The sequence below is a fragment of the Bacteroides timonensis genome (assembly GCF_000513195.1).
Classification (GTDB): Bacteria; Bacteroidota; Bacteroidia; order Bacteroidales; family Bacteroidaceae; genus Bacteroides; species Bacteroides timonensis.
This window is the reverse complement of record NZ_CBVI010000084.1, coordinates 1-13,193: the sequence shown is the minus strand read 5'-3', so window position 1 is coordinate 13,193 and position 13,193 is coordinate 1. Positions and strand designations below refer to the sequence as shown.

Here is a 13,193-nt window from a genome sequence, read left to right as displayed (position 1 = left end):
CCTTATCCTTCGTATTTATATGATTGCAAGCATTGTAAATCAGTATAAGGAATTTCGAATGGATATTAATTCTTACGAAGAGTGGGGTTATTGGGATGAGGTAAATCCAAGCTATACTGTATTCAATAAGGATAATGAGACATTTTCCAGTATATGGACTAACTATAGTCGCGTCTTTAGTCAATTTTATGGCAGTTGTATTACAGATATGGATAACTATTCACAATCAATTTTCTTAAAACCGAAACAAAATGAACCGCCTAATTCTTTTACGATATCCAGTTTACCTTGGGTGAACTTTACAGGATTCAATGTGAATGTGTTTAATGAGGGGGCACTATTTACCACCCATTTTTACAATAGGCAAATTTATTGAAACAGAAAATTCTGTTTTAATGCCGCTTTCAATACAAGTTCATCATGCTGTATGTGACGGATTTCACATTGGAAGATTCGTACAATCATTGCAAGATTTATCTTCCAATCATAAAGATTGGTTATTTTAGGTCGGGCATGAAAGATTATAAAATTTGAATTATCCGCATTAATTCAAAAACGCTCTATTATAAAACCACAAGAATTGTATACAAAAATAGTTTATTATTCTCTTTTTCTTTCTTTCGTTTTTTATCTACTATTCCCGTGAAAACAGAAGAGATGAACAAATTGTAATCATCAAAAATAAATCGCAACAAAACCAACGACCCTATTAATAACCATAAACAGTGTTTTTAAAGAATAACAGAAACGTTTTTAAAGAATGTGTCCAACGTTTATTAAAAACGTAAAAGGGGTACTTAAAAGCAAAAAGCGATAAATACAAACAAAAAGGCGATAATCCTTATGAGGAAGTATCGCCTTTATCGTTTTTCGTATGTTATTATTCCGGGAATGTATATCCCCAATTCTCAACAATAAAATTATGTTACTAAAGAAAAGAGAACCGGCAGCAATAATACATATCCGCCAAAGTCCGGGAAAGAAAAATTAGATTTTGTCATTTGCCAAGTTTTTTAGGTTTACTATTAAAGTTATGTTCTCTTCAAAGCCCTACAAATATACTACATCAGGAAAGCGAAGTCAAGTCTTTCAACCGTTTTTTCCAACTGTTTTCAGGCTTTACATGCTAATCTTTTCTGGTACAGGTCATTTGCTTCATTGATCGGCAGACAAGTATATTGATAGCATCAGGTGGGCAAGCAAGCTATTATTGCATTCGGTTCATTAAAAAGTACCGTTGCATCAGAGCGTTTGACTTTAGTAAGCAAGAAAAGGTAGATAAACAAGAAATCGGGTTTTATTTTGTTTTATATTCAGAAAATCCTCAATTTTGCACTCCACATAAGAGTTATTATGAGAGTGCTTATCACTAAACACTAACCATTAATCACTAACAAAATGTCCAACCCCGTCATATTCGTATCCCTCGGTCCCGGAGAACCGAACCTTATCACCCTGAAAGGCTTGAAAGCCCTGCAAAGTGCCGATTGTATCTTTTGTCCTGAAACTCGCACCACAAGCGGACAGATATTCTCGCGTGCTGCCGACATACTGTACGCGCTGGATATTCCGGATACCACCCTCTCCCGCTTTGTATTGCCTATGAGCAAGAACCGGGAACAGGCTTTCGCAGCTTACGATAAAGTGTATAGCGAAGCTTCCCTTCTTCATAAAGAAAATAAAAAGGTCTGCATCGTTGCCGAAGGAGACGCAGGTTTCTATTCTTCCGTACACTATATCTTTGAGAAACTGCAAGCCGACAACATCCCTGTGCAACACATTGCCGGTATCCCCGCCTTCATTGCAGCAGGTGCCTGTGCAGGACTTCATATTGCCAGCCAAGAGGAACGCCTGACCGTCATTCCCGGTATCATTACCGCCGAAGAAATAGAGAAATATATGGAGGAAAAGACTACCATTGTCATCATGAAACTTTCTCAATGTACCGAAGAAGTTCACCGTTGCATCCATCTCCATCCCGAATATAACTATCATTATTTCGAGAATATAGGCACGGAAAAAGAGAAATACCTGCATGATACAGAGCTGATTTCGGCACTCTCTTTCCCTTATTTTTCACTATTAATCATACGCCACAGCACCTTCTGAGGCGCATTTAATACTATTTCGCACATCATTGGATTAATTTTCACAAAAATGCCTTACCTTTGCCCACTGTGTAATACAAAAGATTTATAGACATGAAAAAACTTGCATTGTATATGTTTATGCTCGTCCTGAGCATTGGTTATGTTTCAGCACAGGGGAAAGCTGATATTAAGTTTGATAAGACCTCACATAACTTCGGTACGTTTTCTGAAAATGATCCGGTAGTAAGTTGTGTATTCACGTTCACCAATGTGGGCGATGCTCCGCTGGTTATACATCAAGCCGTAGCTTCCTGTGGATGTACAGTTCCCGAATATACTCAGGAACCCGTATTGCCGGGCAAGACCGGAACCGTTAAGATTACTTACAACGGAACAGGCAAGTATCCGGGACACTTCAAAAAGTCCATCACTTTGCGCACGAATGCCAAAACAGAAATGATGCGACTCTTTGTAGAAGGAGATATGACACCGAAAGATGCAAAATAAGCATCTTTATATATAAGAATAAAGGAGAATTTTTCAATTCTCCTTTTTTTTGCTTTCTTTGAAGCTGATTTGGATAAAATAAACAATTAATTGACGACATAATAACTATAAAACATAAAAGCAATTAAGAAACTATGAAACAAGAAGAAGAGAAATTGACCGGTCTGCCGGAAAATGCATTCCGTGAACTAAAACCGGGCGAAGTCTACAATCCTTTGATGAGCCCTGACAAGAAGTACCCGGAAGTTAACCTCTGGTCTGTATTATGGGGTATCGCTATGGCTATCCTCTTTTCGGCTGCGGCAGCCTATCTGGGATTGAAAGTAGGACAAGTGTTCGAAGCAGCCATTCCTATTGCAATTATTGCCGTGGGCGTATCAGGCGCAGCCAAACGTAAGAATGCGTTAGGAGAAAATGTCATTATCCAATCCATCGGCGCCAGTTCCGGCGTTATTGTGGCAGGTGCCATCTTTACCCTGCCCGCCTTATACATTCTACAAGAAACTTATCCGGAAGAAATCACAGTAACTTTCACCCAGGTATTCATCAGCTCTCTGTTGGGAGGTGTGTTGGGCATTCTCTTCCTCATTCCGTTCCGTAAATATTTTGTAAGTGATATGCATGGCAAGTATCCTTTCCCCGAAGCAACAGCTACCACACAGGTACTGGTATCGGGCGAGAAAGGCGGAAGCCAAGCCAAACCGTTGTTGCTGGCAGGTATCATCGGAGGTTTGTATGACTTCATCGTTGCCACATTCGGCTGGTGGAACGAAAATTTCACCACACGCGTATGCGGCTTTGGTGAGATGCTGGCTGATAAAGTAAAACTGGTATTCAAAGTGAATACAGGTGCGGCCGTACTCGGTTTGGGATATATTGTAGGTCTGAAATATGCCTCTATCATCTGTGCCGGTTCACTGGCTGTATGGTGGATTATCATTCCGGGAATGTCCATGATCTGGGGCGATAGCGTGCTGAACCAGTGGAACCCGTCAATTGTGGCTACCGTAGGCAGCATGGCTCCCGAAGAAATTTTTAATTATTATGCCAAGAGCATCGGTATCGGAGGTATCGCTATGGCAGGTATCATCGGTATCATCAAGTCGTGGGGCATCATCAAGAGTGCCGTAGGACTGGCAGCTAAAGAGATGGGTGGAAAATCCAATGTAGAAGCTAGCATGAAGCGTACTCAGCGCGATATTTCTATGAAGATTATTGCTATCGGTTCTATTATAACACTGTTGCTGGTATTCTTATTCTTCTACTTTGATGTAATGCAAGGCAGTTTGCTGCATACTGTGGTAGCTATTCTATTGGTAGCAGGTATCGCTTTCCTGTTTACGACTGTGGCTGCCAATGCTATTGCAATCGTAGGTACGAACCCGGTTTCCGGCATGACGCTGATGACATTGATTCTGGCATCGGTAGTGATGGTATCTGTCGGTTTGAAAGGCCCTGAGGGAATGGTAGCCGCATTAGTAATGGGTGGTGTTGTGTGTACGGCACTGTCTATGGCAGGTGGTTTCATTACCGATTTGAAGATCGGTTACTGGCTAGGTAGTACACCCGCCAAGCAGGAAGCCTGGAAGTTCCTCGGAACGATTGTTTCAGCTGCAACCGTAGGTGGTGTAATGATTATCCTGAATAAGACATACGGATTTACCAGCGGACAACTGGCTGCTCCGCAAGCTAATGCGATGGCGGCAGTTATCGAGCCGTTAATGAATGGCGTGGGTGCTCCCTGGTTGCTTTACGGTATTGGTGCAGTACTTGCTATCGTACTGAATGCATTCAAAATTCCCGCATTGGCATTTGCATTGGGTATGTTTATTCCGTTACAACTGAACATTCCTCTCGTTGTGGGTGGTGCTGTGAACTGGTACGTAACCAGCCGTAGCAAAGATGCTGCTCTCAATGCAGAACGTGGCGAAAAGGGTACGTTGCTGGCATCCGGTTTCATTGCCGGTGGTGCGCTTATGGGCGTAGTCAGTGCAGCAATGCGTTTCGGAGGCATCAATCTGGTGAATGATGCCTGGGTAAACAATACGTGGTCCGAAGTACTGGCATTGGGCGCTTATGCATTGCTGATAATTTACTTCATCAAGGCTTCGATGAAAACCAAATAATAGAAATACAATGAGAACAATTTTATTCATTACAGCACTGTTTATGTCAACTCTGCTATCTGCTCAGAAGCCCGTTGAGATACCCTTGTGGCCCAACGGTGCTCCTAATACGAATGGCCTGACAGGAGATCAGGAAGATTTGAACGGCGGCCGTGTGGCCAATGTCGTTAATCCTACCATCACGGTTTATCGCCCGGCAAAGCCAAACGGCATGACTATCTTGATGTGTCCGGGCGGCGGATATGCCCGCCTGGCCATGAATCACGAAGGCCACGACATGGCATCCTGGTTCAACACACAGGGAATCACGTATGCCGTTTTGAAATATCGCATGCCGAACGGGAATCGCGAAGTGCCCCTCTCAGATGCAGAACAGGCTATCCGCATTATTCGCCAGCATGCCAAAGAATGGGGTATCAATCCGAATCAGGTAGGCGTTATGGGTGCATCGGCAGGCGGCCACCTGGCTGCTTCTCTCTCTACACTTTACAGTAGTGATGAAACGCGTCCGGACTTCCAGATATTGCTTTATCCGGTAATCTCGATGGTACCGGGTATTACTCATGGAGGTTCGCGCAATAATCTTCTTGGTGATAACCCGACCAAAGAACTGGAAGATGCGTATTCTTTGGAACGTCGTGTATCTCCCCGCTCTCCGCAAGCTTTCATCGTACTTTCTGCTGATGATGGCGCTGTGCCGCCCATGAATAGTATCGGCTACTTCCTTGCTCTCAACCAACAGAAAGTTCCCGTATCCATGCACATCTACCCCATTGGCGGACATGGCTGGGGCTTCCGTGATAACTTCACTTACAAACGCCAGTGGACAGAAGAACTGGAGAAGTGGTTGCGTGACGGGGTGAAATTCGAGAAAAAATAATTAATATAGTAACTCAATGAAAAAACTGACTTTTATCACCTGTCTCGCATTGCTGCCCTTGGCCCTTCAGGCACAAGAGGACCGTTACGACCAGTTGACCAATCCGAAGTTGACCAGTATCAACAAAGAAGCTCCCCGAAGTACGTTCACTTCTTACGACAGTGAAGAGAACGCCATCATCAACGACCGGACGAACGGAACCAGCCGCCTATCCCTCAACGGGAAATGGAAGTTCAACTATGTGGAGAACTTTGCCGACCGTCCTACCGACTTCATGAATGTGCGTACTGAGGTGAACCGTTGGCCGGACATCAATGTGCCGGGTAACTGGGAGTTACAGGGCTTCGGTACTCCGATCTACGTCAACCAGCCTTACGAGTTCTGTTCCAAGGGTTACGAACCTTATTGGGACAAGCCTAATCCGCCTTATGTACCCAAAGACTGGAATCCGACAGGAACGTATCGCCGTGATTTCGTTGTAGGTAATGACTGGGATGGAAAAGAAATCTTCCTTAGTGCAGATGGTGTGCGCGGTGCTGCTTTCTATTACATGAATGGCAAGTTTGTAGGTATGAGCAAGGATGCCAAAACTCCTGCCCGCTTCAACGTTACCGCCATGGTCAAAAAAGGCAAGAATATGATTGCCATTCAGGTACACCGTTTCTCGGATGCCAATTATCTGGAATGTCAGGACTTCTGGCGCATCAGCGGTATAGAGCGTGATATCTATCTCTATGCCACGCCCAAAATCCATATTGCAGACTTCAAGGTAGAGACTCCGCTGGATCCTTATTACAAGGACGGTATCCTGCAACTGAAAGTGAAGCTTACGAACGAAAGTGATATTAAGTCTCCTTATGTAGTTTCCTATCGTTTACTCGATGACCAGGATCAGCAAGTAACCCAATCCACTACCCGTGTGGAAGGTGATCAGACCGAAGTAGAGTTCACGAAGAAAACCCTCCGTGGTGTAAAGCATTGGACAGCTGAAACGCCTAATCTTTATACACTCGTCATCAGCCTGAAACGCACCAATGGCGAAGTAATAGAAGCTACCAGTTGCAAGGTAGGTTTCCGTACGATAGAGATTAAGGATAAGCAACTGCTTGTGAACGGCGTACCCATCCTTGTGAAAGGTGTGAATGTACACGAGCATAATGAATACACAGGACATTATGTTCCGGAAGATCTTATGATCAAGGATTTCGAACTCTGGAAAAAGTATAATGTGAACACCGTACGCACTTGCCACTACCCGCAACAGGAACGCTTCTACGAACTTTGCGACCAATATGGTATGTACGTAATTGATGAAGCAAATATTGAAAGCCACGGTATGGGTTATAACCTCAACGTAGGTGGTACTTTGGGTAACAATCCGTTATTCATGAATGCTCACCTCGACCGTACCATGAATATGTACGAACGCGATAAGAATCATCCGTCTGTAATCATCTGGTCATTAGGTAACGAAGCTGGAAACGGACTGAACTTCTACGTTACTTATAATACTCTGAAGATGCTCGATAGCCGTCCTATCCAGTACGAACGTGCCGGATTAGAATGGAATACGGATATTTATTGTCCGATGTACTCTTCTCCCCAATCTATTGAAAAGTATGCCCAGAATAAGGAAATGACTCGTCCGCTCATCCTGTGTGAATATGCTCATGCTATGGGTAATAGTCTTGGCAACTTCCAGGATTATTGGGATGTGATTGAGAAATATCCGTTATTACAGGGTGGCTGCATCTGGGACTGGGTAGATCAAGGCTTTGCCGCCAAGACCAGTGACGGACGCAAATACTGGAATTATGGTGGTGACTACGGCGATACCGGAACTCCTTCCGATGGCAACTTCTGCATCAATGGCGTAGTTTATCCCGACCGCAGTATAAAGCCCCAGACTATTGAAATGGGTAAGGTTTATCAGAACATTAAATTCATTAAGTTCGATCCGCAAACCTGCACGGTGCAAATACGCAATGACTTCTCATTTACCGATCTGAATAAATATGATTTCCATTATGTCGTTCGCGATCATGGAAAAGAAATTTATAAGGGCAAAATGGATAACATCAATGCTGCTCCGGGTAAGACGGCTACCAGCGCATTCCTGCAAGGCATTCCTAAAGAGAAGAGCACTACGGGAGATGTACGCATCGAGTTCTATGCAACCATACGTAAGGCAGAACCTTTCTTACCGGTTGGTACGGTAATCGCACGTGAACAAACTTATGTTCACCCGTTCTTTAAGAAAGAAGTGGTACGCATGGATCCCGCTAAAGTAGATGAAGTCTTTTCACAGGTTGTTTTCAGCGGTGATGATTTTAAGGCTACATTTGATAAACAAAGCGGCTTGCTGACCTCTTATATCTATAAGAAACAAGAGTATATCCATAACGGTCAAGGTCCGCAACCTTTCTTCTGGCGTGCACCTACCGATAATGATTACGGAGCAAAACTTCCCACTCGCCTGAAAGCATGGCGCGAGGCCAGTTACCAGGCACCTAAGGCAGAATCGTTCAATGTTTCTAAAGATGGCGGCAAGTCCATTGTAAAGGTTACCTATCGTTTTCCGCAGGTAGATGCGCAGTGGGAAATTACCTATAAAGTCTTTGCCAATGGCATTATCAAAGTGGATAATCGCTTTGTAGCCGAAGGCACGGAAACTCCGATGATACCCCGTGTAGGTTTGCGTATGCAATTATCGGAAACATTCAATGATCTTACTTACTACGGTCGTGGTCCGGAAGAGAACTACCGTGATCGTCGCACTTCCCAGTTTATCGGAGAATATACTACTCCGATAAAGGACTTGTACGAACCCTACATCCGTCCGCAAGAAAATGAGCATCGTACGGATATTTACTGGTGTGCACTCACCACTAAGCAAAAAGCCGGTTTACTCTTCATAGCCGACCGTACGTTTGAACTGAATGCTTCCAACTATCTGCTTGAAAGTCTGGACAGCGGCGAAACGATCAACAATGGTGCTCCACGTACCAACGAAACGAATCATCGTCATCTCACCGATCCGCAACCAGTGAAGCAAGTAGACATGTTCATTGACTATCGTATGATGGGTGTAGGTGGTGATAATAGTTGGGGAGCTATAGCGCACGAACCGTATCTGATTCGTCCCGGTGTAGAAAATGCCATTGAATACGGCTTCTCCATCGTACCATTTGACAAAAAGGCGGATTACAAAAATTTAATCTATCAATATTAAATTTAATCTGTCCAAATTAAGGATTTATGAAAAGGATGTCGTACTTTTGCGACATCCTTTTTTATTTATATTAAAAAACGAAAGAACAATGAAAACAATGATTACACTCCTGTTCAGTGCGCTTTGTGTAGCTACTGTCAGCGCTCAGACAGACGAAAAAGACAACGCCATGCTGAACAATGGAATAAATTTTCTGGATATTCCTTACGTAGCACACACGTTGGAAGTTACTGATGGTGAAGAAGAACTTATCATCAATTGTGATGAAGTAGATTGCACTACTTTTGTAGAATATACTCTTGCTATGGCTCTCTCTCCTACCGAAGACGGACAGGTAGCTGAAGGAGATTTTGCTACCAATCTGCAGAAAATCCGCTACCGTGATGGAAAAATCAACGGTTATCCTTCACGCCTGCACTACATTGCAGACTGGGTAAACAATGGTGTCCGCAACGGTTTCCTGGAAGATGTAACAACAGCTTACAGCCCATACACCCAGAAAGTTTCTCTTTCCTACATGTCTTCTCATCCGGAACTGTATAAGCAGTTGAATAATTCTCCGGAGAATGTAGCAAAAATGAAAGAGATCGAGAAATCATTGAATGGTCAGGAATTTCATTATGTTCCCAAAGATCAGTTGCCGTTCAACGGTCTGCCTTGGATTAAGAATGGAGATATTATTGCCATTACGACCAATACTCCGGGATTGGATGTAGCTCACATGGGTATTGCTTTCTATATTGATGGTAAACTTTGTTTGTTGCATGCTTCTTCTAAAGAGAAGAAAGTGGTGGTTTCTAAGGTCGCGTTGGGGCAAATGCTACAAAGCAATGACAATTGGACGGGAATTAGAGTGCTGAGAATGAAGAAATAAACTTTAGACGTTTCTATAAAATGAATGCGGGAGTTTCGAACGAAACTCCCGCATTCATTTTTATCCAGTGCATTTCAGCATATTCAAGCATTTTTATAAAGCTGCTTTAGTTTTTCGCGCAACTTCTTATTAACAGTAAGATTCCATTCATCCATAACATTTTCCCGTCCATCATATTTCACAGACGCAGTATACGAAGGATAATCACCGGCTTTACTTAGATTATTTTTATAGTGCAATGCCCTTATATTCAGCAAATTATCATCACCACCTAATGACATTGGCAGTATATGATCAATAACCCATCCGAAGGGGTTATTTTTCCCAAATTTATCCCACATAATCAATGCTCCGCAAGCATCTTTGCGAAACATGGAATCATCCAATCCATCCACAGAACGGGCCTTCTTCCACACCAATAACTTTATATCTTCATCCATTGCAGAACCTTCATGTTTGTGTAAAGATAGAATAATTTGTATACAAGAACAAGTTTCTCAATCAGAAATCCACAAGCATATAACAATCAAACAACATCCATTTATTGATTTTTTATGATGATTGATGTAATTCAAAATATTTATTCATAAAACAGATATAAAAGAGACTTAACAGTAGAATCATACCGGACAGATACCAATAACCATAATTCAAACACATTATATAACCCACAATTACAATTGCTTGTACAGCCATATAAATCAGTGATACCACCACATGTGGCATCTTCAATTCATTCGCCATCAATTGATACATGTGTTTACGATGAGGTAAACCGATATTCTCATGAAGCATCAGACGATGAATAATGGTCAAGACACTATCCACACCATAAACGGATAACAGGATTATCCAACTGAAATCTTCTGTTTTAATGATAAGCTTCCCTATCAGAAAAAGGAGAATAAAAGCGATACTCACAGAACCGACATCACCCGCAAAACACTTCGCCTTCTTACGGAAATTGAAGAAACAAAAGACCAAGACGGAACAAAGAACGGTATAAACCAAAGCAGGCTCAACAAACGGAGTCATTTCAGCATTGATATAAGCTAATGCTACAAGGATAACCAATGAATAACCACCTGTGATACCATTGATGCCATCCATAAAATTATAAGCATTGATGATACCCGTACAGATAATCAAAGCTATAATAATCCACCACCAGGAAAGTGAGAACAAGTCCCATTGATAAAACATTAAAGCCATGGCAGTAAAGTGAAACACCAACCTCAGACCTTGGGAAGTAGAACGGATATCATCTACAAAACTAATGAAAGTGATTAGAGTCAATGCCAACATAAACCAAGGATATTCCCAATGATTAGTCAAAAAATAAACCAATGCACCGAAATAGAAGATAATCCCGCCGCCACGCAAAGTTATCCGTGAATGAGAACTACGCTCATTCGGCTTATCAATGATATTAAACCTATCAGCTATCCTAAAATAAAAAAGTTCTGCTACAAATAGCAGAACCAATATAATCAGGTAATACATAACAGTACTTTCCCCTTTAATTTTTAATTATTAATTTTTAATTTGAAAACGATCTTATCGTTTTCATTATTCCATCCGCCGCACGGACAGGCATCCTGTCAATGCCAAGAGCAGATTTTATCTTCTCATTACTTACCACGTAATTCTCAGTCAGTTTTCTCAGTCGCTCTGTATTCAAAGGCAAATGAAGCAACGTACCCAGTCCTGCGCAACCTTCCATCATCTTCCTGTTCATTTTCCAGATGTGAGGCTCCTTGCCCATAGCTTCACACATTAGAACTATCAGTTCATTCGTAGACAAAGCTTCATCATCACCCATGTGATAAATACTACTCGCTACGTCTTTTGTCAACAAACCTTCCACAACATAGCAAAGATTATCTATAGAAGTAAAAGAACGCTTGTTCTCAAAATCGCCTAAAGGCCAAGGGATACCTTTCTTTACCACATTATAAAGCAAGTTCAGATTACCCTTATTACCAGGACCGTGAATCATACAAGGACGCAAAATATACACCCGCTTATCAGAGTATCTTACATTCTCATCCTCCCCGGAGGTTGTTCTCCCCTGATTAACGGGGGAGTTAAGAGGAAGTAAGTACCCGGGGGAGGTGGTAGGCAAAATAAAAGATTCCTTTATGTAATTTTCAGCCGCAATCTTACTTTCTCCATAAGGCCCCACCGGAGTCGGTATCACATCTTCTGTCAGCACATCCCCCACTACACTGTCTGCGACAGCTTTCACAGAACTGAAAAAGATAAACTTCTTCGCAGATGATTCTAAAAAGAAATCAAATATCTTCTGTGTCAGCCCTGTATTGATATCAAAATATACCTGAGAAGCAGACTGATTCTTTGTATCATGCGCTTTGCCTGCCAAATGGATGATAGCATCAAACTTTAGTAATTGTTGCATGGGAAAAGAAGTTGTTTCAAGATCTTTCCAAGCAAAAGTCTTCACCACTCCCTCCTTTTCAGGGGCGACAATATCAAGGCCATAAAGGGAATGATGCTCCTTTAAGGCAACAACAAGATTGGAACCCACAAATCCGTGAATCCCGGTAATAAGTATGTTCATGAAAAATTTATTCTATCGAAAATATAAATAATCAAAAAGTTTGAGTGTATTTTATTCATCTGCAATTTCAGCACAGTTCCCCCCTATTTGTCCGTTTTAAGATATCTCTTCCAAATAACGCTTCACGATTTTAACTTCAGCGAACTCAGCCATCATCTTTTTACGCCCATTCTCCCCCATATCTCTTATTGTTTGTTCCGGCATTGATAAAATCATTTCCATTTTAGCTGCTAAATCTTCAACATCCTTTGGCTTACATAATATCCCATTATAACCATCTTGCACAACATCCCTACAACCTACATTGTCCGTAGCAAGCACTATACGCCCCATAGAACAAGCTTCCATTAAAGAACGAGGTACACCCTCCCCGTAGAATGTAGGCAAAAGTACACAATCAGCTTCTTCAATATCCGGACGTACATCGGATGTAGAGCCTAAAAATCGTACAAGACCTTCCTTCTCCCATTGACTAATTTCTTCTTCAGAAATTACATCTTTACTTAATCCGTCAACCAAACCGAGCAGCCGTACTTCAAAATCGTCAATTCCTTTCTGGTGAAGCAGTTTCACCGCTTTCGCCATAAATTCCACCCCCTTTTCACGAAGCATACGTCCCATATAGAGAAAAACAAAAGGGCTATGACGTTTGTACTCCTTATAACAGAAAAAACTTGTATCGACTCCTTCACCCGGTAAAATTGCTAACCTATCCTGATTAACTATATTTTTCACAAGAAATGCTCTGTAATCATCTTCATTCAGTACCCATATTTTCTGGGGATATCTAAAAGCCCATTTATACAACTGTCCCACCATACGAGACACCATGCCACTATTCTGAAACACCGAACCCGTTCCCGGCACAACAGCTAACGAAGGAATCTTGTTTGCTCTAGCTGC

12 protein-coding genes are annotated in these 13,193 nt (G+C 42.1%); 8 read left to right on the top strand and 4 right to left on the bottom strand.

What is annotated here, in order from left to right:
- Positions 1 to 19 precede the first annotated feature (19 nt).
- The 8 genes from BN161_RS31050 to BN161_RS15115 all read left to right on the top strand — a co-directional run bounded on the left by BN161_RS31050 (position 20) and on the right by BN161_RS15115 (position 9,709).
- Positions 20 to 376: a CatA-like O-acetyltransferase gene (locus tag BN161_RS31050; RefSeq protein WP_052356305.1), complete on the top strand. Its 357-nt coding sequence runs from the start codon at positions 20 to 22 to the stop codon at positions 374 to 376.
- Positions 318 to 506 carry a CatA-like O-acetyltransferase gene (locus BN161_RS31045; protein ID WP_081743722.1) on the top strand — a complete coding sequence of 63 codons (189 nt, stop codon included), beginning with the start codon at positions 318 to 320 and terminating at the stop codon, positions 504 to 506. Before BN161_RS31050 ends, BN161_RS31045 begins: the two co-directional genes overlap by 59 nt.
- Before the next feature lie 892 nt (positions 507 to 1,398).
- Positions 1,399 to 2,109 (top strand): precorrin-2 C(20)-methyltransferase, encoded by a 711-nt coding sequence (locus BN161_RS15140; protein WP_044267687.1) that lies wholly within the window; start codon positions 1,399 to 1,401, stop codon positions 2,107 to 2,109.
- 92 nt (positions 2,110 to 2,201) lie between these two features.
- The gene (locus BN161_RS15135) at positions 2,202 to 2,597 is read left to right on the top strand and encodes a DUF1573 domain-containing protein (RefSeq protein ID WP_044267682.1); all 396 of its coding nucleotides are present in this window, start codon (positions 2,202 to 2,204) and stop codon (positions 2,595 to 2,597) included.
- 134 nt (positions 2,598 to 2,731) lie between these two features.
- Complete coding sequence (locus tag BN161_RS15130) at positions 2,732 to 4,723, top strand: OPT family oligopeptide transporter (protein WP_044267681.1); 1,992 nt, start codon at positions 2,732 to 2,734, stop codon at positions 4,721 to 4,723.
- Between the two features lie 10 nt (positions 4,724 to 4,733).
- Entirely contained in the window at positions 4,734 to 5,603 is an 870-nt protein-coding gene (locus BN161_RS15125; protein ID WP_044267678.1) for an alpha/beta hydrolase, read from the top strand.
- A gap of 16 nt (positions 5,604 to 5,619) precedes the next feature.
- Positions 5,620 to 8,835: a glycoside hydrolase family 2 TIM barrel-domain containing protein gene (locus tag BN161_RS15120; RefSeq protein ID WP_044267675.1), complete on the top strand. Its 3,216-nt coding sequence runs from the start codon at positions 5,620 to 5,622 to the stop codon at positions 8,833 to 8,835.
- An 88-nt stretch (positions 8,836 to 8,923) separates the two neighbouring features.
- Complete coding sequence (locus BN161_RS15115) at positions 8,924 to 9,709, top strand: N-acetylmuramoyl-L-alanine amidase-like domain-containing protein (protein ID WP_044267673.1); 786 nt, start codon at positions 8,924 to 8,926, stop codon at positions 9,707 to 9,709.
- A gap of 83 nt (positions 9,710 to 9,792) precedes the next feature.
- On the opposite strand, the gene BN161_RS15110 is transcribed toward BN161_RS15115, so the two are convergent.
- From BN161_RS15110 to BN161_RS15095, 4 genes are all read right to left on the bottom strand, one after another.
- Positions 9,793 to 10,149 carry an HNH endonuclease gene (locus tag BN161_RS15110; RefSeq protein WP_044267670.1) on the bottom strand — a complete coding sequence of 119 codons (357 nt, stop codon included), beginning with the start codon at positions 10,147 to 10,149 and terminating at the stop codon, positions 9,793 to 9,795.
- 112 nt (positions 10,150 to 10,261) lie between these two features.
- Positions 10,262 to 11,212 carry an MraY family glycosyltransferase gene (locus tag BN161_RS15105; RefSeq protein WP_044267668.1) on the bottom strand — a complete coding sequence of 317 codons (951 nt, stop codon included), beginning with the start codon at positions 11,210 to 11,212 and terminating at the stop codon, positions 10,262 to 10,264.
- A gap of 37 nt (positions 11,213 to 11,249) precedes the next feature.
- On the bottom strand, positions 11,250 to 12,290 hold the full coding sequence (locus BN161_RS15100) for an NAD-dependent epimerase/dehydratase family protein (protein ID WP_044267665.1): 1,041 nt from the start codon (positions 12,288 to 12,290) through the stop codon (positions 11,250 to 11,252).
- 96 nt (positions 12,291 to 12,386) lie between these two features.
- Positions 12,387 to 13,193, bottom strand: an 807-nt coding sequence (locus BN161_RS15095) for a glycosyltransferase family 4 protein (protein WP_044267663.1), incomplete at its 5' end; no start/stop codon positions are given.